The following is a 25308-nucleotide window of genomic DNA, read 5'->3' as shown; positions in this document are numbered from 1 at the left end:
AGCGAGCACCGCAAGGCGCGGCTAGATCAGCTTCTTGGACTTCAGGTACGCCTCGGCGACGTCCTCCGGGAGCCGGCGCCAGCTGTCGACCTGTTCGTTCATGGCGGCGAGGTCCCGGGTCGTCAGGACGGTGTTCAGCTTCTCCAGCGCCTGGGTGACCCCGCTGCTGCCCGCCCTGGCCCGGTTCACCACCGGGACGACGTAGTCGGCGTTCTGCAGGTGCTTGTCGTCGGCGAGGAGCACCAGGCCGAAGTCGTCCAGGGTGGCGTCGGTCGTCGTGGTGACGACCATCTGGTCCTGGCCGTTCTGGACGGCGAGCTTGGCGGGGGTGGTGCCGATGCCCTTGGGATCGATGGCGGTGATGTCGATCCCGTACGTCTTCTCCAGTCCGGGCGCGCAGTAGGGCCGCTGCACACATTCGTCGCCGGCAGCCAGCCGTACGGGCAGTTTGGCCGCCCCGAGATCGCTGAGTGTCTTCAGACGGTGCTGTGCGGCGTACCGGGAGGAGACGGCGAAGGCGTTCTGGTCGACCGCGCGGCCGGGCGCGAGGACCGTGAGCCCGCGCCGAGTGGCCAGCCTGCGCAGCGCGCTCATGGTGACGCCGAGGTCCGGCGAGCCGACCGGCGCGGCGTCAGGGCCATTGGCCTTGGTGTTCAGCCAGTCGGCGAACGTGGCCGCGTACTCGGCGACGACATCGATCTGGCCGCTCTCCAGGGCGGGTTCGTACAACTCCCGGTTGGTGACCGTCAGGACCTCGGTGGAGTACCCGGCCTTCTCCAGCAGCAGCGCGTACATCCGCGCCAGCAGCTCGCTCTCGGTGAACCCGGCCGACCCGATGACCAGATGGCGGCTGTCGCCGGTAGAGGCGGTGACCTCTCCCTGTTCCTCCAGGGAAGGCCCGGTCGTGCAGCCGGCCGTCGCGAGCAGGAGCGCGAGGGCCGCGGCTGGGGCGGACCGCCCCCGGCTCATCCCATCCTCCCTCTGGCCCACAGCGGGGCGAATCGCTGCGCCAGCTCGAAGGTGCCCTCCACCAGCAGCGCGAACACCGCGACCAGTACGGCGCCCGCCACCACCTGGGGTGTACTGGCCAGGTTGAAGCCCGCCGTGATGATCCGGCCGAGGCCGCCGCCGCCCACCAGCGCGGCGAGAGTGGCCGTGGCGACCAGCTGGACGGCCGCGATCCGTACGCCGACGAGGATCAGCGGCGCGGCGAGCGGTACTTCGACCCGCCACAGCAACTGGCGCCCGGTCATGCCCATGCCGCGGGCGGCCCGGACGGTGTCCTGGTCCACGCCACGCATGCCCACGTACGCGTTGGTGAGCAGCGGGGGGACCGCAAAGAGCACCAGGGCGATGACGGTGGGCCACTGCGCGTTCGTTCCCAGCGGGGTGAGGAGCAGCAGCACGAGAACGGCGAACGTGGGAACCGCCCGGCCGACGTTGGAGATGTTGACGGCGAGCGCACCGCCCTTGCCGAGGTGGCCGAGAACGATCGCGACGGGCAGGGCGATCAGGCAGCTGATGACCAGGCAGACGACGGTGAGGACGAGGTGCTCGGCGAGGCGGTTCCATACACCGTTCCCACCGGTCCAGTTGGCGGGCGTGGTGAGCCAGTCCCAGGTCGCGGACAGGGTGTTCACCGGGCGGCCCTCGCCCGTTCCCAGGGGGTCAGGAGGCGCTGCACGCCGAGGAGCAGCAGGTCGGCGGTGATTGCGATGATGACGCAGAGGACGGAGGCGGTGAGCACCTGCGCCTTGAAGAAGGTGTTCATGCCCGCGTAGATCAGGTTGCCGAGGCCGCCGTTCCCGACGATCGCTCCGATGGTGACGAGGGAGACCGCGGAGACGGTGGCGATGCGCAGCCCCGCCATGGCGGCTGGTACGGCGAGCGGCAGCTCGACGCCGAGCAGCAGCCGGACCGGTCCGTAGCCCATCCCGCGGGCGGCCTGCCTGGTGTCCTCCGGTACGGCGCGCAGCCCGGCGAGGATGTTCCGTACGAGGAGGGTCAGGGAGTACAGGACCAGGCCCGCGATGACGACCGAGGCGGAGAGTCCGTACACCGGGAGCAGCAGCGAGAACATCGCGAGCGAGGGGATCGTGTAGAGCACCGTGGTGACGGAAAGCACCGGGCCCGCGGCCCATTTCCAGCGGCGGGCGAGTACCGCCAGGGGGACCGCGAGCAGCACGGCGGTCAGGATGGATGCGAAAGTGAGCTGGAGGTGCTGGAGGATCGCGTCCCAGAGGATCTCGCGGCGGGTGCTGAGATAGTCGCCGCAGATCCATTCGTTGCGCGCGAGGCAGTCTTCCGGGGGCGCCGTCACCCGTCCATTGCAGCCCGGGGGCCGGGTGCCCGCGCGTCCGGCTGGACTGTTCGGGGGCTGTCGTCACTGGGCCCTGTCCGGCAGAGCGCTGCCGCTGCAGGCCGACGGGAAGACGCATTGGCGGCGTTGCGCGTGAGGCGACGGAATGCCTCACCGGCCGCCGGCGTTTGTGCTGGACGAAGGCGACCCTCGTCCATGGGGGTGGCCCGCCCCACCCGGCTCCCGACCCGGAATGCCATGTCCACTCCCCGTACGCTCCTCGGCGCGGCCGCCACCGCGCTCGTCGTCACGCTCGGCGGCTGTTCCGCCGGGGCCGGAGACGCCACGGCCGACAGGCCCTCCGACGCCCGCCCGGCCGGCGCCTCGGCGACGACCGCCGCACCGGCCCCTGCGCCCCCCACCCCTTCCGACGCGGCCGGCTCCAACGCGACCTCCTCCGAGGAGCCGCTTGTCCGCCGGAGCGACACGCAGCCGCGGACTCGGACCGCCGTGCTGGCCATTCCGTCGATCGGGGTGAAGGACCTGCGCGTCGTGCCGTACGAGGGGACGACCGACGACTGGCCCGGTACGCGGATCCAGGACCGTGGTGTGGCCGCCAGTCCGTACGGCGACGAGGGCGGCGTCGGGCCCGGCGAGACGGGCAACTACCTCGTGACGGCCCACCGCCTCTCCGCCGGCGGCCCGCTGCGTGATCTCCCGGCCGTCGAAAAGGGTGACTCCGTCTTCGTCACCTCGGGCGGGATGGTCTACGAGTACACGATCACCGGGACCAGGCAGACGTCCTTCCGTTCCGAGCGGTCCCTCGCGGAGCAGCGAGCCGCCGTTCCGGGCTCGCCGGGCGAGCGCCCCACCAAGGCGATGATCACGGTCTCGACGTGCGCGACGCCGGAGGACGACGCCGCCGGCAACTTCTGGCGCGACGACAAGAACAACCCCGAGCACCGCATCGACAAGATCGGCGAGCTGACATCGTCCCGCAAGGCGCCGCAGCAGTAACCCCGCCGGCCCCGGCGGGCCCCGGACGAGGGCAAGTTGGACTCGGCTGAACGGGTAGGGGCCGTCCCGGACGGACACGGTCGTCGCAGCCTCGCCGAATTGATCGTCAACGGGCGGGCGAGCCCCCGTCGATGAGGCATGACGCGTCCAGGAACACCTCGGAAAAGGGCTCTTCACTTCTCACCCGTATGGGCTAGCAACCGCACGGGATCCCTTGTCCCCCTTGGGCTGTCCCCACCTCGGAGTTGCGTGGCCACTGGCGCCATGAGTCGGTTGGAATCGTGTTCTGCCAGATCTCACCACCAGGAGGAGACATGGACACAACGCGAAAGGGCCAATCGGCCGACAAGCTGTCCGTGGTATTCGCGGTCCGGGTCATCGAGGGCGGCGAACAAGGGTTTCTGGAGATGTACGAGCGAATACGGAAGTCCGTCGCCGCCGTCCCCGGTCACCTCATCGACCGACTGGGCAAGCCCATCGACGGCTCCCGGCAGTGGGTGATCACCAGCGAGTGGGAGACGCCCGAGCACTTCTTCGCCTGGCAGAAGGGCGAGGACCACCGTGCACTGGTGGCTCCGCTGCGCGAGTGGGTCGAGGACACCCAGTCGCTGCGGTACCAGGTCATCCAGGAGACCGTCGGGGAGAAGGCATGACGCGCCCCACCGGCCCTGTGGCCGTCCTCGGTCTCGGCACGATGGGCACCGGCCTCGCCACCCGCCTTCTCGACCAGGGCATTCAGGTGCGGGTCTGGAACCGCACCGCCGAGCGGACCGAGCCGCTCGCCCAGGCCGGCGCCTTCGCCGCCGACCACCCGGCCCACGCCGTCGAAGGTACGACCGCTGCCATCTGCGCCGTGGCCGACGGCGATGCCCTCGGCGCCGTGCTGAGGGGGCCCGACGGGGTCCTGGCCGGAGGCCCGTACCCCGGCGCCCTGGTCTGCGCCAGCACAGTCGCCCCCGAGGAGGTCGTCCGCCTCACCGGGAACGTGCCCTCCGTTCTGGACGTCGGCATGCTGGGCAACCGGGATCACGCCCGCAACGGCGAACTGCGGTTGTTCGTCGGCGGCGAGGAGCGGGCCTTCACCGCGGGGCGACCACTGCTCGAACTGCTGGGCAAGCAGGTCGTCCACCTCGGTGAACTCGGTTCCGGCATGCGGATGAAGCTGCTTCTCAACCTCCTGATGGGGATCGAGGTGCAGGCGCTCGCCGAGGCCGTCGAGCTGGGGGCCGCCACCGGACTCGACCGGAACGTCGTCCTCAGCACGATCGCGGGGAGCGGCTTCGCCTCGCCGGTCATGGCGTTCAAGTCGAAGCGCCTGGCAGCCGGGCGCTTCGACCAGCCCGACTTCCGGCTGCGCCTGATGGCCAAGGATCTCGCGCTCGTCGCGGATCAGGCCGCGGAGGCCGGGCTCCGGCTTCCGCTCGCGGTCGCGGCCGCAGAGGCACACGTCCGCGCCACCGAGCAGGGCCACGGCGACGAGGACTGCGTCGCGGTCGCTCACGCCCTCACACCGAACCCGGGAACCGACACATGATCATCGACATCCACGGGCATTTGTCCCCACCCGAAGCCGCCAGACGCTTCCCCATGCCTCCGAGCCTGACCGACGTCGACGGAATGCTCGCCGCCCGAGCTCAGGCCGGAATCGACCTCACCATCATCGGCAGCCCGGTGGGCGCCGGCGCGATGGCGCGAGTCCCGGGCGTCGACAACTACGCCCAGCCGCGCGACCGGCTGCGAGGCTTCCACGACTGGATGTCTGGCCTGATCGCGTCGTTCCCGGACCAGTTGCGCGGGTACGTGTACGCCAACCCGTTCGGCGACGACGATCACCTGGAAGGAGTCCGGGAGACGCTGGCGGACCCCGCCTTCGTCGGCCTGATCACGACCTCCAGCGTGCACGGCGAGCTGCTCGGTTCTCCACGGGCCGACTCCTTCTTCGCGCTGGCCGCCGAGATGGAGGTGCCGGTCCTGGTGCACGCCCCGGCCGAGCCGATCGGCACGGAGCGGGTCGACGACGTCGGCTTCGTCGAACAGATCGGCCGGTTCGGAGACGTCACCGTGGGCATGGCCATGATCGCGTTCGCGGGATGGCTGGAGAAGTACCCCGGCCTGCGACTGATCGGTGCCACCGGCGGCGGCGCGCTGGCGCTGCTGCCGGAACGCCTGCAGACGGCGGCGCGCCCCCGGCACTGGGGCGGGGGCGCGCCGTCCGCACAGTCCTCCGCCCCGGCCACCTCGACGTCCTCCGCCCCGCCGGCGGCCGACCCGGGCGCGGCGCTGCAGCGCATGTACGTCGACACGAGCCCCTTCAGTCCGGCGCACCTGGGCCTCAACGCGGAGGTGCTGGGACCTGAGCGGATGCTCTTCGGCAGCGACTCACCGCCGCTGTCCGCGCCGCTGGAGGAGCTCATCCGCATGATCGAGAAGCTGCCTGTCGACAAGGCGTCCCAGCAGCTCATCCTCGGCGGCAATGCCGAGGCCCTCTTCGACCTCGGGAGGCGTCCGTGACCACCCTGGAAGACCCCGCCGCCGCAGCCGAGCGGTGCACGCCCGAGTTCCGTCGGAACCCGCATCCGGTCTACGCGGGCCTCCGGGACGTGGCGCCCGTCTGCCCCATGCGGCCGCCGCACGGCATCGAGACGTACCTGATCACGCGGTACCAGGACGCGCGGGCCGCCCTGGCGGATCCGCGGCTGAGCAAGGACATGTACGGGGCCATGGACGCCTACCGGAGGATCTTCGGTGACTCGTCCGTGGCGCTGGACGACCACATGCTCAACTCCGACCCGCCCAAGCACACCCGGCTGCGCAAGCTGGTCAGTTCCGAGTTCACCCCGCGCCGCGTGGAGGCGCTGAGGCCGCACATCCGGAACGTCGTCGAGACGCTGCTGGACGGATGCGCGACCCGGGAACCGGTGGACCTGCTGCCCGCGTTCGCCTTCCCGCTGCCGATCACCGTGATCTGCGAGCTGCTCGGCGTGCCGCCGGACGAGCGGTCGGAGGTGCAGGGCTGGTCCACCACGGTGGCGCAGACCGGGTTCAGCAAGGAATCCAAGCTGGCCCAGCAGAAGGCCGAGGAGAGCCTGCACGCGTACTTCGCGGATCTCCTCAGGCGTAAGCGTGGCCGCCCGGGCGAGGACCTGCTCAGCGCGCTCACCGAGGTCCGGGACAAGGACGGCGGGCTCACCGAGAACGAGCTCATCTCGACGGCGTTTCTGCTGATGTTCGCGGGCCACAAGACGACCGCCTACCTCCTCGGCAACGCCGTCTACCATCTCCTCGACCATCCTGAGCAACTCCGCGCCGTGCAGGAGAACCCGGATCTGGTCGGACCGGCGGTGGAGGAACTGCTGCGCTACGACGGCTCGGTGGAGAGCGCGACGTTCCGCTACGCGACCGAGGAAGTGGACATCGCCGGGACACGGATTCCGAAGGGCGCCCTGGTGCAGATCGCGCTCACTTCGGCCAACCGCGACCCGCTGAAGTTCGACGACCCGGACCGGTTCGACGTGACGCGACCGGAGAACACACAAAGTGCCCATCTCGGGTTCGGGCACGGCATTCACTACTGTCTGGGAGCGCCGCTCGCCAGACTGGAGATGCAACTCGCTCTCACCGGCCTGTTCAGCCGGTTCCCGCGGGTGGCCCTGGCCGACCCCGCGGGTGAGGCGCCCTGGATGACCGTGCCGTTCCCGGCCTTCCGCGGCCTCACGGAGCTGGCCGTTGTGCTCGATCCTGCTGTGCCGTGACCGACAGCGGGGGGCGCCGGCATCCCTCATGCCGTCGAGGGGAATCCGGTGGTGTCTCTGCCGGTGCGCTGGTCACCCAGCGCACCGGCAGACGCTTGTTTCCCCCTGAATGCCAGGTCCGTCAGGCAGCCGGCCCGCGGCCCAGTTCTTCGTCCAGCTGCCGCACCAGCGGATGGTCGGCCGGATGCACGCGGAGATAGATGTCCAGTGCCGCTTCGAGGTCCTCGGTCGCGCCGGCCCGCTGGCCGAGCGCCTCACGGATCAGTGCCCTTCGGCTGCATGCCTCGGCGACATACGGATGCAGCGACCCGTACGTGTCGGTGTAGATGCGATGAGCGTCGTCGGCCTGGCGTATCGCTGCCTCGTCGTCGCCCTGGTCGTGGAGGAGATGCGCGTAGCGGACCAGGGTGCAGGCCCGGTCGGGGTGATCCGTCGTCATATGGGGTGCGGACAGCACCTTGTCGAAAATCCTCTTGGCCTCGGTGAGCAGACGCTCGGCCTCCCGGTCGCCGGGTGTCGAACGGTCCCACGCGGAACGCCGGTCCGGAGCGCCCAGATGCTTCGCGGCCCGTTGTCTGAACGTCTCGCCCAGATGGACCAGCGACGAAAGGACGACACGGTGGCCCTCGGGGTAGCCCGCGGTCTCCAGCACCCTCAGCGCGCTCCGCAGGTGTCCCTCCGCCGCGTCCAGATCACCCGAGTCCAGCAGCGCGAGCCCCAGCGCCTGGTGCACGAACCCCGAACGATTGCGGCCCACGGGCTGGTCACCGCCGCGGGCGTCCTCCAGCAGCCGCAGCGCCTCCTCGTGGTGCCGGACGGCCTCGTCGAGGCGGCCCTGCCGCCAGCGGACCAGCCCGAGGTCGCAGAGGCTTTCGGCCACCCTCACCGGGTCCGCCCCGAGCTGTCTGCGCAGCCGCCGCAGCGTCTGCTCGGCGGCCTCGGACGCCCCGGGGAAGTCGCCCAGCTCCCTCAGTACCCGCCCCAGCTGCGAGTGGCTGTCGAGGGTGAGGGAGTTGCCCTCACTGAGCCAGCTCGTGCGGATGGACAGTGCGCGCTCCGCGTACAACCGCGCCTCGGACAGCTCGGCGCGCTGCACGCTCAGCCTGCTGAGGCACACGAGGGTGTCGGCGACGAGCGGGTGCGAGGGCCCCCGGAGCTGCTCCCGCTGGCGCAGCGCCTGTGTCAGGAGCCGCTGTGCCTCGTCGTGGTCGTCCTGGACCCGGAAGTACTCGCCGACGCTCTGCAGCAGGGCGGCGGTGTTGTCGTCGACGACTGCGTGGTCACGGCAGTGGTCCAGCACCGCGCCGGCATGCAGGAGGAGTTCGAAGCACTGGGGCCAGGTGCTCTCCCGGCCGGGATCCTCGGGGAACCAGCCGTTGACCAGGCGTGCCGCGTCGGTGGCGTGAGCGGCCCGGTCCTCCGCCGTCATCGTGCCCCGGATGGTGTCCTGGACCCGGGCGTGCATGGCGAGGAAGCGTTCTCCCGTCAGCAGCGAGTACCTCCGTGCCGTGTCCATCACCCTGCGGTGACGTACCTGGTCGGCCGCCGCCCCGGCCAGGGGGCGGGGCAGCAGGTCGGTGCGGTCCCCGGCGAAGTCGAAGAAGTAGCCCGGGATGCCCTGGGGGGCGAGGAATGCGCACAGACGCAGGAGCAGCCCGGCCACCGCGTCGTCCGCCTCCACCTGGTTGAAGGACACGATCCAGGCCTGGTTGCCCGGGGCATCCAGCAGCTGCAGATACCCGTCGATGTCGCGTGAATGCCGCAGATACGCCGCCGCCGGCCTCAGGAGCAGGGGCAGGCGTCCCAGCCGCTCGGCAATCCGCGCCAGCCCCGGGCCGTCATCGATCCCGGTCTCGTCCCGGAGGAAGTCCGTGGCCTCCTCCGCGGTGAAGACGTCGAGGGCGATGCGGTTCGGGGCCGCCCGTTGCCAGGCGGGGTTGACCGAGGTGATGAGAACCTGGCCGTTGTTCCTGACGTCCGGCAGCAGGTCCCGCAGGGCGGAGTCGCTCTCGGCTCCGTCGTAGACGAGCAGCCACTTGGCCGTTCTCGGTAAGTCGTGGGTGAGGAGCCGGCGCAGAGTCTGCTGGGGGTCCGAGTCGTCCTGACGTCCGTTGGCGGCCTGGGGGTCACGGTCGCGCTGCAGTTCATGGGCCAGGGTGAGCAGGCTGGCCCGGGTCGTGGGCGGACGGCCCGCGTCCACGAGCCAGACGACGTCGAACAGGTCGCCGAAGCGCCACGCGTACTCCAGCGCCAGCTGCGTCTTGCCGACACCGCTGAGGCCGTGGATGACGCACGTGCGGTCGTCACCGGAGATGTTCGCCTTGCCCAGAACGGAGCGGAGCAGGACCAGCTCCCCGCGGCGAGCGGAGAAGTGCGAGCTGCTGCGCGGGCCGAGATTCGACACCCGCGGGTTCTCGCCCGGATAGCGCGGCTCGGCCGAGCCGGTCATCTGCGACGCGGTGTACTCCGGTGAGGGGACCGCGCCCGAGTGGTGCAGCCGCGCCTCGACGGCGTCGGACGCGTCGTCCGCCGTCCGGCCCGCGAGGCTCAGTACCTCGCATCCCGCCCAGGTCGCCGTGTCGGTCTCGCGGTGTGCCGTGACCAGGGCCAGGGTGTTGCGCGTGCGGCCGGCCGGGGGCGGGGCGGCGGGCGCGTGCCCGGACTCGAGCAGAGTCCTGGAGACGATCACCAGTTCGTGGTCGGGAGGGACGTCGGCGGTCGGCGGAAGCGGCCGTTCGGACGCCTGCCAGGGACGCGTGGAGGTGAGGTACCCGATGCGGCGCAGCCGCCAGGCCAGCCAGCGTGCCCACAGGTCGTCGCCGTACGGGTGGCTGATGAGGATGTGCGGCGGAGGGCCCGAGCGGCCCGGCCGGAACGAACTCATCGAGTACGCTCCGAGTGCCGCGCCGGCCGCGAGGAGGCAGAGCATCAGTATCTGCACACCGCCGTCGAACAGCTTGACGCCGGAGCCGGCCGCGGCCGCGACGCCGGCCCCCGTGAAAACCAGCCAGGTGTCCAGACGTCGCCTCGCTGCACTCCGACGGCGCATGGGGTTCCCCCTTGTCCACGCCCGACGCTTGTCCCCCTGCCGTACAAGTATTGTGTGTGCGGCGCATTCTGACGAGCCGTCTGCCGACATTCCGTTGAACATGCGAACGGGACGGATCCGGGCCACAACGGCATTGCCCGGCAACCGTTCGGGTGACGCGTTGCCGGGCGGGCGCTCCCGGAGTGTCCTGGCGGCGCCCCGTTTCGTTCGTTGGGGGGACGCCGCGTGCCGAGACGGTTCACACTGACGAAGGCGCGCAATGACTGTGCGGTGCTTCGGAAAGGTGCGCCAGTGAAGGACTCCCACGCCCCCCGGACGCTTCAACCGTTCCTGCACCGGACGGTGGTGTGCCTGGCCGCGCCGTACTTCGCTCTGTCGAGCGACGACGGACAACTGCGGGGTACCGGAGTCGACGGCTTCTACGGTCAGGACCGGAGGCTGCTCCACACTCTCCGCCTGCTCGTCGACGGCCAGGAGCCGGAACCCGTCTCCCACACTTCGCGGGACGCCGGCGAGACGCTGTTCCGGGCCGTGCGCCGCTATCCCGACGATCCGACGCCCGACCCCTGCCTCGTCGTCGAGCGCAGACGTGCCGTGGGCCGGCCGGGCGTGGTGGAGTGCGGTGACGGCATCCGCCTGCACAACGCCGGATCCCGGATCCTGCGGTGCTCGGTCTCGGCCGAGGCGGTCACCGACCTCGCGGACGTGGCCACCGTGAAGGCCGGACGGTCCGCGGGCGACGTTCCCTGCAAGCCGACGGAGAACCCGACCCACGGCGTCCAATGGACGTGCCCGCGCGATCAGAGCCGTGTGCTCCTCCGCGCGGTTTACGACGACGGCGGGACGGAGGACAGGCCCGAGCCGCGGATCGTGCTGGACGAAGAGCGCCCCGGAAGGGCGGAGTTCCGCTGGGACGTGGTCCTCCCGCCCGGCGCGGAGTGGTCCGTACGCCTGCTGGTACAGGGCAAGACGGCCATGGTCGCCGGCTATCCGGTGGCACCCCGCCAGGACGCTCCCTGGCAGCCACCCGAGGTGCGCGGGCACGACCGCCTGGCCGCCCTGCTGTCCCGGGCACTGACCGATCTGGACGCGCTGCGACTGGCTGAGAGCGCGACGGCCGAGGGCGAGCGCGAGGACCAGTTCCTCGCCGCAGGATGCCCCTGGTACCTGAGTCTGTTCGGGCGCGACAGCATCTGGGCGGCGAGGATGATGCTGCCCCTGGGCACGGACCTGGCGCGCGGGACGCTGTGGGCCCTGGCCCGGCGCCAGGGGGTGCGGGACGACGCGTTCACCGAGGAGGCGCCGGGCAGGATCCTGCACGAACTCCGGGCCGCCGACACGCACCATGGCGGCGGCATGGTCCTTCCGGCCCGCTATTACGGGTCGATGGACGCGACACCGCTGTTCGTCGTCCTGCTGTACGAGGCGTGGCGGTGGGGACTGGCGGAGGACGAGGTGCGCCGGCTGCTGCCGTATGCCCGGGACGCCATGGCGTGGGTGGAACGGACGATCGGCGACGACGGTCTGGTCCGCTACGCCAAGGGGCGCTCGGACGGCCTGGTCCACCAGGGATGGAAGGACTCCACCGACGCGATCCGGGACGCCGGAGGCAGGCACGTCGAACCGCCCATCGCGCTGTGCGAGGTACAGGGGTACGCGTACGAGGCGGCGACGGCCCTCGGCGCCATGCTCGCGGCCCTGCTGCCCGGGGAGCAGGCGGGAGAGCGGTGGGAACGCCTCGGAACCCGACTGCGCCGCGCGTTTCACCGGCACTTCTGGATCGAGGAGCCGGACGGCTGCCGATACGTCGCCATCGCCGTCGACGCCGACGGCCGGCCGGTGACCGGCCGTGCCTCCAACATGGGACACCTGCTGGGTTCGGGGATCCTCGACGACAAGGACTGCTACCACGTGGCCGCGGCCCTCGTCTCGGACGGAATGCGGACCCCGTGGGGAATTCGCACCCGGTCCGCGAAGTTGGCCGGATTCAACGCGAACAGTTATCACGGCGGATCGGTGTGGACACACGACTGTGCCATCGTCGTCCACGGTATGGCCGCCAGGGGCTTCACCGAAGAGGCGGCCGCACTGCTCGGCGGACTGCTCGGTGCGGCAGGGCACTTCGGCCACCAGCTGCCGGAACTCTACGTCGTGTACGCGAATCCCGACGGCTTCCAGGGGCCCGCCCCGTACCCCGCGGCCTGCCGCCCGCAGGCGTGGGCCGCCGCCTCGGCGGTGCTGCTCTGTTCCGCGATGCTGGGTACCGAGGTGGACGTCCCCCGGCGCCGGCTGTCGGTACGTCCAATTACGCCCTCACTGATGGGCCTGGAATCCTCCTACGCTGTCCGGGGACTGAAGGTCGGCCGGCACACCGTCGACGTGCACGTCGACCGGGAGGGCCGCGTGGAGGTCACCGGCATCGACGACGAGGACTGGGAGATCTCGGTCCACGAGCCCTGCACGAAGTAGACAACGACGGTCCTGCGGAGAGGGGAACACGTGGCCGGCGGCAGGCCGTCGCACTCCCGGGGTTCCATAGCCATCATGCACTGGGCCTTTCCACCCACCGTGGGAGGCGTGGAGTCGCATCTCGGCGACTACGCGGGCCTGCTGGCGCGTGCGGGCTACACGGTGACGGTCCTCACCGGCGAGGCCCGGCCGCAGCCCATCGACCAGGTGCACATCCTGTCGCACCCGCTCCTGCGTCTGTCGGAGCACAGGCGTGCGGCCCAGGCCGGGGAGCGTGACGGCAGAGGGCTATCGCAGGCGGAGCACCAGCAGACCGGCGAACTCCACCGCTGGCTCCGCGAGGTGGTCGAGGACCGCGCCGTCAGGCTCCTGCACGGGCACAACCTGCACCACTTCTCGCCGGTTCCCGCGCTGGCCCTCAACCGGCTCCGGGAACAGACGGGGACGGCACTGTTCCACACGTACCACAGCATCTGGCCGGACGACCCCTGGACGGCGCAGTTCTGCCGCTCCTGGGACCGCCACTACGTGGTGTCCGACTACTTGGCGCGTGCGTGCCGGGAACACCTCGGCATTCGCGCCCGCCGCACCTATCTGGGAATCCCCACCCACCGCTTCCAGCAGCTCGGACACCCGCCACCCGGCGACGAGTTCCGTGTGCTGCTGCCCGCTCGCCTCATCCCCGACAAAGGGGCGGAACTGGCCGTCGAGATGCTGGCCAGGCTCAGGGCGTCGGGTCTGCGCGTCCGGCTCGTACTCACCAATCCGCCGGAGGTCGTGGACTGGCACGGGGAGCAACAGGGCTTTCTCGATCAGCTCGACGAGCTTGTCGACGCGAGGGGCCTGCGGTCCCACGTGGATCTGGTGAAGGCCGCCCGCGAGGAGATGGCGCAGTTGTACGCCGGCGCCGATGTCGTCGTCTATCCCTCCAACTATCCCGAGCCGCTGGGACTTGCGCCGTTGGAAGCGATGTCCGCAGGGCGGCCCGTCGTCGTCACCGGCATCGGCGGGTTGCCCGAAGCGGTGAGGGACGGGGAGACCGGCTATGTCGTGCCTGCGGGTGACCTCGACGGACTCAGTGACCGCGTGCGGAGGCTGCTCCTCGACCCGGAGCTGTCCCGGAGAATGGGTGTGCAGGGCCGCGCGCATGTCGACAGTCGTTTCAATCTGCGTACGTACGCACAGGCCATGGATCAGGCGTATGCCACCTTCCTGGAGGGTCCGGCGCGTATTCCCGCTCCCCAGCGGCTGAACCAGCGGTCGCTGCGACGCCCGGCCTGATCGGGAAGACGCTCGCAGCGTGAGCCAGGGTGGACGCGGACCTGCCGAATCGCGTGTCAGCCGCCAAGGTGCCGGCACGCCCCTGCGCCACGCAGTTCACCGCCGCCGGAACGATCGGCTCGCCGACGCTTGCGCCCGGGCGTCGTACGGGCACCCGGATGTATGGCCGTCACGGCGCCGGCCGGCTCGATCGCGGACAGCGTACTCACGTGTCGCTGTCTTCACCGTGGCAAGCACGCCGGTCCCGCACCTCCGCCTACGGGGTGAAAGCCCTCCGCGCAACTCGACCTCCGAGCGCAGGCGGCCTTCCGTGGGATCGGCCGCAGCCGCCGCTACGCCTGCCCGTTCGTCCGCCGTGGACCTTTTTACCGCACCTGCAATAAAATGGTCCTTGGCCGTCACCTCCCGTACGACGTGGCTCTCTGCGCCCCCCTCGCGGACCGCAGACCGCGACGAGGCTCCGATCAGAGCTCGAGGTGAGGGCATGAACGCCAACCCGCTCGTCTCTCTCGCGCGCCGCCATCGGGCATGCCGGTGTTGCACGTCCTCCCCCTGCGGAAGCTCAGCACCCGATGAGGCGTCAGTGTGTCGGAGGCTCCGGGCCGGGTCCCGGAGCGGTTTCCTTCTTGCGCCGCAGGCGCACGGCACGCAGCAGCCGCAGCGGGAACAGCCCGACGAGCGGGGCTCGACGGCCCAGATCCTCCGAGTCCTCGCGGTCGAAGGCCCGCGCATAGCGCTCGGCGTCCTCGGCCGCCGGATAGCGCTTGGCACCCCCGGCCCCGCATCCGCGGGCACAGTGCCAGCGCATGGTTTCGCCCTCGCTGAGGAAGCGGAAACGGTGTCCGAGAATTCGGCAGCGCAGCATAGAGAGTCACTTTATTCGGAGCGGGGCATTCCGGCCCGTTCGCCGGCCCCTCCCCCACTGTGCCGATGCGCCCGACAGGGTGCGACGCCATGACCACCAGCACCGAACTCCGCACCGTCACCACACGCGTCCCGGCGCGTCTCGACCGGCTGCCGTGGTCGCGCTTCCACTGGCGGATCGTGATCGGACTCGGAACCGTCTGGATTCTCGACGGGCTGGAAGTCACGATCGTCGGTGCGGTGGCCTCGCGTATGACCGAGCCGGGCAGCGGCATCGATCTCACCAGCGCCGACATAGGAACCGCCGCCGCGATCTACGTGGCGGGGGCCTGTTTCGGCGCCCTGCTCTTCGGCCGGCTCACGGACCGCTACGGCCGCAAGAAGCTGTTCATGCTGACGCTGCTGATCTACATCGTCGCCACGGTGGCGACGGCGTTCGCCCACGAGGCCTGGTACCTCTTCCTCGCCCGGTTCATCACCGGTATGGGCATCGGCGGTGAGTACGCCGCGATCAACTCGGCCATCGACGAGCTCATTCCGGCTCGTAACCGCGGCCAGGTGGACCTCGCCATCAACGGCAGCTACTGGGTGGGGGCGGCGATCGGCAGCCTGGCCGCCCTGCTGCTCCTCAACACGGAGATCTTCGCAGCGGACCTCGGCTGGCGGCTGGCCTTCGGCCTCGGCGGCATCCTCGGGCTGGGCATCATGCTGGTGCGCCGCCACGTCCCGGAGAGCCCGCGATGGCTGTTCATCCACGGGCGGGAGGAAGAAGCCGAACGCATCGTCGACCAGATCGAGGCCGAAGTGCGGGAGGAGACCGGCCAGAAGCTGCCGGAGCCGGGCGAGGCCATCACCGTGCGGCAGCGCGACGTCATCCCCTTCACGGAGATCGCCCGCGTGGCCTTGCAGCGGTACCCGCGCCGCGCGGTTCTCGGACTGGCACTCTTCATCGGACAGGCGTTCCTGTACAACGCGATCGTCTTCGACCTGGGCACGATCCTGAGCGGCTTCTTCGATGTGCAATCGGGCTCCGTCCCGTACTTCATGGCCATCTTCGCGATCGCCAACTTCCTCGGACCACTCCTCCTCGGCCGTCTGTTCGACACCGTCGGCCGGAAGCCGATGATCGCGGGCACCTATTTCGGCTCGGCGGCCGTCGCCGTCGTGCTCGCCATCCTGCTGATCAACGGCACACTGACGGCATGGTGGTTCTTCCTGCTGGTCTCGGTGATCTTCTTCGTGGCCTCCGCGGGAGCGAGTTCGGCCTACCTGACGGTCAGCGAGGTCTTCCCCATGGAGACCCGCGCACTGTCCATCTCGCTGTTCTTCGCGGTCGGCACGGGCATCGGCGGTATCACCGGACCGCTGCTGTTCGGCCATTTCATTCACAGCGGCAACCCCGAACTGATGGCCCTGGGCTTCATCATCGGAGCAGCGGCCATGGTCCTCGGCGGGCTGGCCGAGGTGTTCTTCGGCGTCAAGGCCGAGCAGCAGTCCCTCGAGAACATCGCCAAGCCCCTCACCGCCGAGGAAGCCGAGGCGGACTGGCGGAACGAGCCCTCCCCGGAGGCCGCCCGCGAGCGTGCCCGCCCCGAGAACGTCCGGCGGGCGGCCCGCGAGCGGGAGCAGCGGATCGCCGACCGCACGGCCCGCCGCGAGGAACGCGAGAGCGCGGGCGGACGCCGGTACCGTCCCGGAACCGGCAGTTCGTTCTACTCGCCGGGCATGGTCGGCACCACGGGCACGGCAAGCCGGACCGCGGCCATGGCGGACCAGAGCCTCGACCACGAGATCGAGCAGGTCGCCACGGCTCTCGCGGAGCGCGGCCCGACCTCGCTCGCCGAGCTCGAGCGCACCGTCGGGGGCCGGTCGTGGGGTCCGGGCCGCTTCCGCAAGGCGCTGCGCGAAGCCGTCCGGGAGTCGCGCGCGAAGAGTCTGCCCGATGACGTCTACGCTCCGCCCGGCCCGGCGAGCCGGCCTGGCGGAGGGCACAAGTAAACCCCGAACAACCGAGATTATGGAGGTGATGGGTGATGACCGCACCCGTCCGACGACAGCGTGGGAGCGGAACGATGGAGCGGCCGGTCTTCCGGGCGCGGAATCCACTGGCGGAGTTCGACGACCTGATCAGCCAGATGGGCGGGCTGCTCGAGTCCACCGTGGGAGGCGCTGCCCCGAGCACGGTCGTCCCGACGTGGACCCCGCTCGCGGATGTGACCGAAACCGATGACGCCTACCAGGTCGACGTGGAACTCCCCGGCATCAAGAGCAAGGACGTCGACGTCGAGGTCAGCGGCCAGGAACTGGTCGTTTCGGGCGAGATCAAGGAACGGGAGCGCAAAGGCATCCTGCGTCGCGGCACCCGTCGTACCGGTCGCTTCGAGTACCGGATCCTGTTGCCCGGCGAGGTGAACACGGAGGGCATCAAGGCGAACATGACCGACGGCGTGCTCACGATCACGGTTCCGAAGGCGGAGGTCGCAAAGCCCCGTCACATCGAGATCACCGAAAGCGGCACCGGCGACTGAGGAGGCCGGAACCGGCTTTCCGCCACGGCCCGTGCGGCCCACACGGCCCGCGGGCCCGGCGTCACCGCAGCCAGCGGAAGGACCACGAGATGGTTGAGACAGGCTTTTCCTCGTTCGACACCATGGTGGACAAGGCCAACGGACTCCTCAAGGAGATCGAGGAGGCTTTCGGCTGGCCGAAGGACCGCCGCAAGCAGTCGTATGCCGCCCTGCGCGCCGTACTGCACCCCCTGCGGGACCGTCTGACGGTCGACGAGAGCGCGCAGTTCGGCGCTCAACTTCCGACGCTGATACGGGGCATCTACTACGACGGGTGGAGGCCCGCCGAGACACCCGTGAAGATGGACAAGGAGGGGTTCCTCACACGCGTCCGGCAGGAGTTTCCCTACTCGATCGAGGGGGACACGGAACAGCTCGTCCGCACCGTCGCCGGAGTCGTGAAGGGCCACGTCAGCGACGGTGAGTGGGCGGACGTCAAGGCCGGTATGCCCACGTCGCTCGCTGCCGTTCTGCCGTAGCCGGGCGCGAGGGCTGCACCGGCATGGCTTCCACACCCCCTGCGCCGGTGGTGGGCCTGGTCGGGCGACGCAGGGAGCCCGTCGTCGTATGGACGCTGCGCTCCACCGTCGCCGCGGTCCTCGCCCACCTCGCGGGGCTGTGGATGTCCGACAACCCGCAGCCGCTGCTGGCGACAGACCGGTGTACTCCGGTGAGCATGCCTACGGCCGGATGCCGTCGCAGGCGATCGGCAGATGACGCGGGCCTCGCAGGACCGCGTTCTGCCGGTACGGGGGCGGGTCCTCCAGCAGGCGCGGGTTCTCCAGCCTGCGGGCCAGCTCGCTCAGCGCGAGCTGAGCCTCCAGCCGGGCCAGCGGCGCCCCGAAGCAGCCGTGGATGCCGCTGCCGAAGCCCAGGTGCTCGATGTCCTCGCGGTCCGGGTCGAAACGGTCCGGCTCTTTGAAGCGCAGAGGGTCACGGTTTCCGGATGCCAGGATCAGCCAGAGCGACGCGCCCTTGGGGATGGTGACGCCGCGGACCTCGATGTCGGCGAGCGTGCTGCGTTGCGGCAGCAGCTGCACCGGCGGCTCGAAACGCAGCAATTCCTCGACGATGGGCACGGCCAGCTTCGGGTTCTCGCGCAGCCGCCGGAGGACTTCCGGGTTCCGCAGCAGGGTCAGCATCCCGTTGGTGATGAGGTTGACCGTCGTCTCATGGCCCGCGATCAGCAGCAGCGCCGCGGTGCTCAGCACCTCCATCGTCGTCATGGCGCCGTCCGGCCCGTGCGCGGTCGCCAGCTCGGAGAGCATGTCGTTGCCGGGCTTCTTGCGGCGCTCCTCGATGAGCCCGGCCAGGTACATGCCCAGCTGCATGCGGGCGTCGTGCGAGACCTTGGCACGCTCGTCGGCATCGGAGTCCGGGTCGGGGTCAAGACTGGCGGCGATGGTGTCCGCCCAGCTGTGGAAGCGTGCCTCGTCCTCGCGCGGCACTCCCAGCAGCCGGCAGATCACGGTCACGGGGAACGGGTACGAGAACTGGTCGACCAGGTCGATCCGCTCCGTACCGCCGATGCCGTCGATGAGGCCGGACACGATGCCGCCCAGCTCGCCGCGCATGTCATGGACGCGCCGGGGGGAGTGCGGCGGCCCGAACGGCCGGTTCGTCATGCGGCGCAGCCGGTCGTGTTCGGGAGGGTCGAGCCGCAGGAAGCTCGGCGGCAGGGCCGCCTCCTCCCCCGTATCGGCCAACGGGTCGCCGGACGACGATGCCAGATTGCGAGCGTCGGAGCTGATCCGCGGATCGTGGAGAAGGCCCCGGATGTCGTAGTACGTGCTGATGACGTACGGCCCGTCCGCCTCGTGGAACACCGGCGTCCTGCGGAGCTCCTCGTACAGCGGATACGGGTTGGCGCGGTTGGAGTAGGCGATGATCTGCCGCAGGTTGGCTTGCGTCATGAGCGGTCCTCGTGGGCGTCGGATCAGTGCCCGGCGGGGGTGAACGTCATCCGCCGGTCGGCCGGCGAATATCCGCTGAGAGTCACGGTCGGGCCGTGCGTGGGCACTGACGGGTCGGGGAAGTCCGCGGGCATCGGGCGCTGCCCCTCCGGGCGGCGGTCCACCGTGGGGAACGGCAGCGGGAACGGCGCGGTGGTCTCGATGAGCTGCTGGTAGAACGGCAGCCACTTCGACTGGTCGAAGGTGACCGCGCCGATGACGCGCCCCTGGTACCCGTACACGCCGGTGAACCTGCGCTCGTCGCGCGAGCCCTGCGCGATGAGGATCTCCGTCCCCATGGACGGCACCCCCACCGACTTGATGTTCACACCGAACTGGGAGGACCAGAAGGCCGGCACCCACATGTGGGGGCGGCGGTCGACGCTCTCGCTCAGCATGTTGTGCGCCGCGATCTCGGCCTGGGCGACCGCGTTGCCCCAGTGCTCCAGGGACAGGAACTGGTACCCGAACAGCGGATGCGGAGACCGTGCGACGTCACCGGCCACGTAGATGTCGTCGGTGACGATGCCGCGGATGTCGAAGGCCCGGCACCCGGCGTCGCAGGCGATTCCCCGGGGCCCCGCGCCCAGTCCTGATCCGGCGAGCCACTCGGTGTTGCGCGTGGCGCCGAGCGAGACGACCACGACCTCTGCCTCGAGGGTGGTGCCGTCGGAGAGATGGGCAACGCGGACCCGTCCCGCTGAGTCCCCCTCCAGCCTGGTCACCATGATGCCGCAGCGCAGATCGACGCCGTGTTCACGGTGCAGCCCGGACGCGACCTCGCCGACGACTCCGCCGAGCGCCCCCACCAGGGGTGCGGCGCCCCGTTCGGCGACGGTGACCGCAAGCCCGCGTTCCCGGCAGGCGGAGGCGATCTCCGAGCCGGTGAACCCGGCGCCGATGACGAGCACGCGGCGGGGACCTTCCGCGAGCCGGCGCTCCAGCGCGGTGGCGTCGTCGCGGGTGCGCAGGACGAACACCCCGTCGAGTTCCGCCTCGTTCTCCTGCGGCCACGGTCTGGCCCGTACACCGGTGGCGATGAGCAGCCGGTCGTACTCCACCTCGTCGCCGTCGGCCAGCCGTACCCGCCGGGCCGCCATGTCGAGACCGGTGGCCGGGACCCCGATGCGCCACTGCGCTTCGATCGCCCGTCGCCGGGGCAGTACGGTGCGATCCGCCGTCGCCTTGCCCAGCAGGACCTGTTTGGACAGTGGGGGCCGGTCGTACGGCTCGTACGGCTCGTCGCCGATCATCGTGAGCGAACCGGTGAAGCCCTCCTCGCGAAGGGTCTCCGCGGCGCGCAGGCCGGCCAGTGATGCTCCGACGACGACGAACCGCCCTTCGCGCCTGAGTCGGTCCAGCTCGCCGTCACCGTTCATCGGTCGCCTCCGGTGCCGGCGCGGCCTCGTCCGCCCATTCCACGAGGATGGCCTGCACGGGGCACGCGGCTACGGCTTGTGCCACTTCGTCGCGTTGCTCCTCGTCGGCCTGCGGGCTGTACAGCAGGGACTCCTCGCCGTGCATGGCGAAAACGCCGGGTGCGAGGAACGCGCACTGCGCGTACCCCTGGCACCGGTTGAGATCGACGACAAGCCTCACCGCGGATCAGCCCTTCCGTGTCCCCGCTCGTCCTGCCTTTCCAGCATGCGCGTGAGGCAGCGGTACCGCTCGCCGGGAAGCCCGTTGGGGCGATGGCCTCAGCCCTTGCCCTCGGCGCCGGACCGCTGCCGGAGACCGATTCGGAGGATGTGGACACTGACGATCAGCACCCAGGCCGGGAAGACCAGCTCGGACCAGGGCGCGCTTGATCCCACGACGAGCAGGATCAGCCCCGCGAGGTAGCCGATGAGCGCGAGCGGGCGTGGGAAAACGCCGAGGCGGTGTCCAATGGTCGATGCCGTGAAGATGAACACGGCCGCCATGCGCAGCGCGTAGGTCGTCAGCAGCGTGTAGGCGTAGTGGCGGCCGAAGTCGGAGGGACGGCCCTCGTTCAGTACGGTGCCCGCCGCGGCGGCGGCTCCGAACAGGGTGGCCACGAAGACCAGTCCACTGCCCAGGAACACGGTGGCGACGAACCTGTCCTCGACTTCGCCGACCTGTGTGCGCAGGGCTCCCATGAACCACAGGAAGGAGATTCCCGCGAACGGGACGATCTCCAGTGCCGTGCGCACCGCCCAGCGCTCGTCCGGATCGACGGCCGCGTCGGCAACGTTTCCCGAGGGGACGGCGATCCGCATCAGCACGATGGCCGCCGCGAGCAGCAACGCGAAAACGGCCCCTGCCATCCCGGCCGCCCGGGGCGTCCGCAGCCGCTCGCTCTTCGGCTCCATGGACGATCGCCTTCTTTCCCGGTTCCCCTCTCGGTCCAGCAAGCAGTCACGACTGCGCCCTCGCCACCGGGGACACCCGTATGGGGGACGGGCCCGCCTATGCCGCGCGCCCGGCCGCGCGTACGGAGCGGCCGTCGCGGTCCACACTTCTCACAAGGAGCGGACGCGCCGACTCAGTTGCTCGCACGCACCGTCGTGAATGGTGTGTTATTCGGTCATGAATGCACATACGCGTCGTACTGTGCTCGGTGTTCCCCTCGCAGTCGCCGCCTCGGCGGTGGCCGCCTGTTCAGGTCCCGGGTCCGGCTCGCGCTCCGGATCGGGCTCCCCCTCCGGCTCCGGCTCGCCCTCCGGCTCCGGGGCGCGGTCGGGATCCGGCGGACACAGCGGCGGCTCGTTCGTCCCCAAGGGACCGGCGGGGTACGTGAACCCGTCCGACCCGGAGGTTCTCGCCGCCGAGAAGGAACGCGGATCCGGCCCCGTCCGGACGGTGAAGCTCGTCGCCACGGCGACAACCTTCGACCTGGGCGGGCGCACCGTCAGGTCCTGGGCATACGGCGATACGCTGCCGGGCAAGGAAATCCGGGTCACCGCCGGCGACATCCTGGACCTCACGCTCGCCAACCACCTGCCCGAGACGACGACGCTGCACTCGCACGGCATCCGTCTGCGCTGCGACATGGACGGTGTGCCCGGCCTCACCCAGCCTTCCATCAAGGCCGGCGCGGACTTCAGGTACCGCTTCGCCGTGGCGCACCCGGGCACGTACTGGATTCACTCGCACTCGGGCATGCAGCTCGACCGGGGTCTGTACGCACCACTGATCGTGGAGGACCCCAAGGAGCCGTTGTCCTACGACAAGGAGTGGGTCGTCGTCCTCGACGACTGGGTCGACGGCGTGGACGGCTCGACGCCGGACGGTGTGCTCGAGCAACTGAGCGGCGGCAGGGGCATGTCCATGATGGACATGGGCGAGGAGAGCAACGGCGACGGCTCCGGCCATCACGTGTCCGGGAAGCACTCCTCGGCTCCCGAAGCCCCCGCCGGTCCCTCCCGCATCCTCAGGAACGCCAGGAGCCGCCTGCTCAGAAGTGACGGCGGCAATGTCGACTACCCGTACTACCTGGTCAACGGCCGTATTCCGCAGGCGCCTTCGGTGTTCCGGGCGCGCCCCGGGGACCGCATCCGGCTGCGGATCATCAACGCCGGGGGCGACACCGCATTCCGCGTGGCGCTCGGCGGGCACACGATGACCGTGACGCACACGGACGGCTACCCCGTCCGGCACACGAAGACCGACGCTCTGCTTCTCGGCATGGCCGAGCGGTACGACGTGCTGGTCACCGTCAAGGACGGGGTCTTCCCGCTCGTCGCGCTCGCCGAGGGCAAGAAGGCCGTGGCGTTGGCTGTCCTGCGCACCGGCAGCGGGGAGGCCCCCGCACCGTCCGTGCGTCCGTCGGAGCTGAACGGGCGAGTGATCCCGGCCAGGCGCCTCCTGCCCCATGAGTCGGTGGCCTTGAGCCGGCGCGAACCGGACCGCGAGATCCGCATCAGACTCACCGGTGGCATGAAGAAGTTCGACTGGGCCTTCGATCACGAGCCCTACTCCGTCGAGCAACGCCATCCGGTCCGCAGCGGCGAGCGGGTCCGGCTGACCCTCATCAACGCGACGAACATGTGGCACCCCCTCCACCTGCACGGGCACACCTTCGCCCTGGCGGGCATCAACTCCGTCGGCGCCCGCAAGGACACGGCGCCGGTGCTGCCGCACCGCAAGCTGGTGGTGGACTTCGATGCGGACAACCCGGGCCTGTGGATGCTCCACTGCCATAACCAGTACCACTCGGAGTCCGGAATGATGACGCTCCTCGGCTACCGGAAGTGACACCCCCAGGGGGCAGGGGCATGGCCCACCGCGCGGATGCCGCACGGTGGGCCGTGCCAGATGAGGCACTGCTCCCGGGCGCCTGACCGGCGACTGCCGACCGGCCCGGGGGCCACGTTGTTACGGCGCCATCTCGTACGCCCCGGCCAGGGCCTCGACACGTTCCCAGACGCGCGCCGAGCGCGCTTCGTCGACAACGGGGCGCCGGACCGCACCGAGCGCCCAGCGCTGCTGTTCCGCGGTGGCGGAGTCCTTGCCGTGCAGCTCGACGGCGTGCGCGGAGAAGTCGCGCACGAGAACGGAGAACAGCTCGTCGAGCACGTCCTCGTCCAAGCCCGTCAGACGGGCCTGCTCCAGGATCAGCTGTCCGTGTACCACCAGCGCGAACAGCTGGCCCACGGAGAGAAGGAAGTCGAGGTCGCGGCTCTGCTCCTCGTCGGGGGCGGCGGTGGCGACGAACTCGCACAGGGCGTCGGCCTGCTGCCGGAAGCGGGCGACGTTCGGCACCTCGGCGTACGCGTCGTAGGCGGTGCGCCAGTCGTGGAAGCGTATGGATCCCAGGCCGCGGGCCGGTCCCTGCCGGAAGAGGAAGGCGTCGTCGGCCGCGTCGAGGCGGGACGGCACGGGCGCGTACTCGGCCGGGTCCAGCAGGTGGTTGCGCATGAACTTGAGGATCAGCGCGAGGTTGACGTGGACCGTGCCCTCGAGCTTGGGCAACCCGCGGATCTCGACGGCGGCCTGGGCGAAGTAGGTGTCCTTCTCGAAGCCCTTGGCGGCGATGACGTCCCACATCAGGTCGATGACCTTCTCGCCCTCCGTGGTCACCTTCATCTTCGTCATCGGGTTGAACAGCAAGTACCGGCGGTCGTCGGGCCCGGCTGAGCGGAAGTAGTCGACGGCGCGGTCGCTGAACAGCTTCATGCCGACGAGGCGGACGTAGGCGTCGGCCAGCTCGCGGCGCACGTGCGGGAAGGCGGTGACGGGGCGGCCGTAGAGGATGCGGTTGTGCGCGTGGGTGACGGCCTCGTACATCGCGTGCTCGCAGATGCCGATAGAGGCGGTGCAGAGGTTGAACTTGCCTACGTTGACGGTGTTGAGGGCGGCGTCGAAGGCGGCGCGGCCGGTGTGCAGGACGTCGTCGGGGCCGACCGGGTAGTCGTCGAGGCGGAACTCGCTGACGTACTTGGAGGAGTCGACGACGTTCTTCACGAGGTGGTACGCCGGGTGGCGGCTGTCCGCGGCGAAGAAGACGTAACCCTCCGGGCCCTCGATGTCGGTGCGGCGGCCGAAGACGGAGACGAGTCCGGCGGCGTTGCCGTTGCCGATGTAGTACTTGGAGCCGCTTGCCCGGAAGCCACCATTGCCGTCGGGGTCCAGCAGCATGTCGGTGGAGTAGATGTCTGCGCCGTGGGTCCTCTCGGACAGGCCGAAGGCGAACACCTCGCCCTGGGTGAGGAGTTCCGCCGCGCGCGTGCGGGCAGCGGTGTTGTCGCTCTGCCAGACCGGGCCGAGGCCGAGGATGGTCACCTGCCACGCGTACCAGTAGTCGAGGCCGTAGAACCCGAAGATCTCGTTGAGCGCGGCGATCCGGGCTGTGTCCCAGCGCTGGTCCTTCTGTCCGGCGGCGGAGGACGGGGTGAGGAAGGTGGCGAACAGCCCTTCCTTGGCGGCGAACGCGAGGAAGTCCGACAGCCAGGCGCGGGAGCGGTAGTCCTCGATCAGCTTCCGCTTGCCGCGGTCCTCGAACCAGTCGACGGTGGCGCGCAGCAGCCTGCGGGTCTCCGGGTCGAAGTGCGCCGGGTCGTACGTACGCGGGTTGAACAGCAGGGCGTCGGCCATGGAG

General features: G+C 70.1%; 21 protein-coding genes. 11 read left to right on the top strand and 10 right to left on the bottom strand.

The genetic code is table 11. The features are described from left to right. Positions 1-21: 21 nt before the first annotated feature. The 3 genes from AB0M62_RS22230 to AB0M62_RS22220 are packed head-to-tail and all read right to left on the bottom strand — an operon-like array spanning position 22 to position 2320. Positions 22-969: an ABC transporter substrate-binding protein gene (locus tag AB0M62_RS22230; RefSeq protein ID WP_366076012.1), complete on the bottom strand. Its 948-nt coding sequence runs from the start codon at positions 967-969 to the stop codon at positions 22-24. Further along, complete coding sequence (locus tag AB0M62_RS22225; protein WP_366076011.1) at positions 966-1640, bottom strand: ABC transporter permease subunit; 675 nt, start codon at positions 1638-1640, stop codon at positions 966-968. The genes AB0M62_RS22230 and AB0M62_RS22225 overlap by 4 nt, the downstream gene beginning before the upstream one ends. After that, positions 1637-2320 carry an ABC transporter permease gene (locus AB0M62_RS22220; protein ID WP_366076010.1) on the bottom strand — a complete coding sequence of 228 codons (684 nt, stop codon included), beginning with the start codon at positions 2318-2320 and terminating at the stop codon, positions 1637-1639. Before AB0M62_RS22220 ends, AB0M62_RS22225 begins: the two co-directional genes overlap by 4 nt. Before the next feature lie 237 nt (positions 2321-2557). Here AB0M62_RS22220 and AB0M62_RS22215 point away from each other — a divergent pair, with 237 nt between their 5' ends. The 5 genes from AB0M62_RS22215 to AB0M62_RS22195 all read left to right on the top strand — a co-directional run bounded on the left by AB0M62_RS22215 (position 2558) and on the right by AB0M62_RS22195 (position 7068). Continuing rightward, entirely contained in the window at positions 2558-3316 is a 759-nt protein-coding gene (locus tag AB0M62_RS22215) for a class E sortase (protein ID WP_366076009.1), read from the top strand. A 314-nt stretch (positions 3317-3630) separates the two neighbouring features. After that, the gene (locus AB0M62_RS22210; protein WP_366076008.1) at positions 3631-3969 is read left to right on the top strand and encodes an antibiotic biosynthesis monooxygenase family protein; all 339 of its coding nucleotides are present in this window, start codon (positions 3631-3633) and stop codon (positions 3967-3969) included. Next, positions 3966-4850, top strand: coding sequence for an NAD(P)-dependent oxidoreductase (locus AB0M62_RS22205; protein ID WP_366076007.1), 885 nt, complete (start codon positions 3966-3968; stop codon positions 4848-4850). Before AB0M62_RS22210 ends, AB0M62_RS22205 begins: the two co-directional genes overlap by 4 nt. Next, complete coding sequence (locus AB0M62_RS22200) at positions 4847-5827, top strand: amidohydrolase family protein (protein WP_366076006.1); 981 nt, start codon at positions 4847-4849, stop codon at positions 5825-5827. The genes AB0M62_RS22205 and AB0M62_RS22200 overlap by 4 nt, the downstream gene beginning before the upstream one ends. Then, complete coding sequence (locus AB0M62_RS22195) at positions 5824-7068, top strand: cytochrome P450 (RefSeq protein ID WP_366076005.1); 1245 nt, start codon at positions 5824-5826, stop codon at positions 7066-7068. Before AB0M62_RS22200 ends, AB0M62_RS22195 begins: the two co-directional genes overlap by 4 nt. Before the next feature lie 121 nt (positions 7069-7189). On the opposite strand, the gene fxsT is transcribed toward AB0M62_RS22195, so the two are convergent. Further along, the gene (gene fxsT / locus AB0M62_RS22190; protein ID WP_366076004.1) at positions 7190-10117 is read right to left on the bottom strand and encodes an FxSxx-COOH system tetratricopeptide repeat protein; all 2928 of its coding nucleotides are present in this window, start codon (positions 10115-10117) and stop codon (positions 7190-7192) included. 291 nt (positions 10118-10408) lie between these two features. Here fxsT and AB0M62_RS22185 point away from each other — a divergent pair, with 291 nt between their 5' ends. Next, on the top strand, positions 10409-12586 hold the full coding sequence (locus AB0M62_RS22185; RefSeq protein WP_366076003.1) for a glycogen debranching N-terminal domain-containing protein: 2178 nt from the start codon (positions 10409-10411) through the stop codon (positions 12584-12586). 108 nt (positions 12587-12694) lie between these two features. Further along, on the top strand, positions 12695-13867 hold the full coding sequence (locus AB0M62_RS22180; protein WP_366076002.1) for a glycosyltransferase family 4 protein: 1173 nt from the start codon (positions 12695-12697) through the stop codon (positions 13865-13867). 580 nt (positions 13868-14447) lie between these two features. On the opposite strand, the gene AB0M62_RS22175 is transcribed toward AB0M62_RS22180, so the two are convergent. Further along, positions 14448-14732 (bottom strand): hypothetical protein, encoded by a 285-nt coding sequence (locus AB0M62_RS22175; RefSeq protein ID WP_366076001.1) that lies wholly within the window; start codon positions 14730-14732, stop codon positions 14448-14450. An 89-nt stretch (positions 14733-14821) separates the two neighbouring features. Between AB0M62_RS22175 and AB0M62_RS22170 the strand changes: the two genes are divergently transcribed. The 3 genes from AB0M62_RS22170 to AB0M62_RS22160 all read left to right on the top strand — a co-directional run bounded on the left by AB0M62_RS22170 (position 14822) and on the right by AB0M62_RS22160 (position 17777). Further along, positions 14822-16729 carry an MFS transporter gene (locus AB0M62_RS22170; protein ID WP_366076000.1) on the top strand — a complete coding sequence of 636 codons (1908 nt, stop codon included), beginning with the start codon at positions 14822-14824 and terminating at the stop codon, positions 16727-16729. A gap of 35 nt (positions 16730-16764) precedes the next feature. Next, entirely contained in the window at positions 16765-17259 is a 495-nt protein-coding gene (locus AB0M62_RS22165; protein WP_366075999.1) for an Hsp20/alpha crystallin family protein, read from the top strand. 89 nt (positions 17260-17348) lie between these two features. Continuing rightward, positions 17349-17777: a DUF2267 domain-containing protein gene (locus AB0M62_RS22160; protein ID WP_366075998.1), complete on the top strand. Its 429-nt coding sequence runs from the start codon at positions 17349-17351 to the stop codon at positions 17775-17777. A gap of 201 nt (positions 17778-17978) precedes the next feature. On the opposite strand, the gene AB0M62_RS22155 is transcribed toward AB0M62_RS22160, so the two are convergent. The 4 genes from AB0M62_RS22155 to AB0M62_RS22140 all read right to left on the bottom strand — a co-directional run bounded on the left by AB0M62_RS22155 (position 17979) and on the right by AB0M62_RS22140 (position 21580). Then, positions 17979-19211, bottom strand: a complete 1233-nt coding sequence (locus tag AB0M62_RS22155) for a cytochrome P450 (protein WP_366075997.1) — start codon at positions 19209-19211, stop codon at positions 17979-17981. A gap of 23 nt (positions 19212-19234) precedes the next feature. Beyond that, complete coding sequence (locus AB0M62_RS22150; RefSeq protein ID WP_366075996.1) at positions 19235-20629, bottom strand: FAD-dependent oxidoreductase; 1395 nt, start codon at positions 20627-20629, stop codon at positions 19235-19237. Further along, positions 20619-20849: a ferredoxin gene (locus AB0M62_RS22145; protein WP_366075995.1), complete on the bottom strand. Its 231-nt coding sequence runs from the start codon at positions 20847-20849 to the stop codon at positions 20619-20621. Before AB0M62_RS22145 ends, AB0M62_RS22150 begins: the two co-directional genes overlap by 11 nt. 98 nt (positions 20850-20947) lie before the next feature. Beyond that, entirely contained in the window at positions 20948-21580 is a 633-nt protein-coding gene (locus AB0M62_RS22140; protein ID WP_366075994.1) for a hypothetical protein, read from the bottom strand. Between the two features lie 217 nt (positions 21581-21797). On the opposite strand from AB0M62_RS22140, the gene AB0M62_RS22135 reads away from it, so the two are divergent. After that, a complete protein-coding gene (locus AB0M62_RS22135; RefSeq protein WP_366075993.1) occupies positions 21798-23465 on the top strand; it encodes a multicopper oxidase family protein in 1668 nt (555 codons plus the stop codon). A 120-nt stretch (positions 23466-23585) separates the two neighbouring features. On the opposite strand, the gene AB0M62_RS22130 is transcribed toward AB0M62_RS22135, so the two are convergent. Further along, on the bottom strand, positions 23586-25304 hold the full coding sequence (locus tag AB0M62_RS22130; RefSeq protein WP_366075992.1) for an acyl-CoA dehydrogenase family protein: 1719 nt from the start codon (positions 25302-25304) through the stop codon (positions 23586-23588). Between the last annotated feature and the right edge of the window lie 4 nt (positions 25305-25308).

Source organism: Streptomyces sp. NPDC051219 (assembly GCF_040682335.1).
In the GTDB taxonomy this organism is placed as follows: domain Bacteria; phylum Actinomycetota; class Actinomycetes; order Streptomycetales; family Streptomycetaceae; genus Streptomyces.
This window is presented reverse-complemented; position numbering and strand designations above follow the sequence as displayed.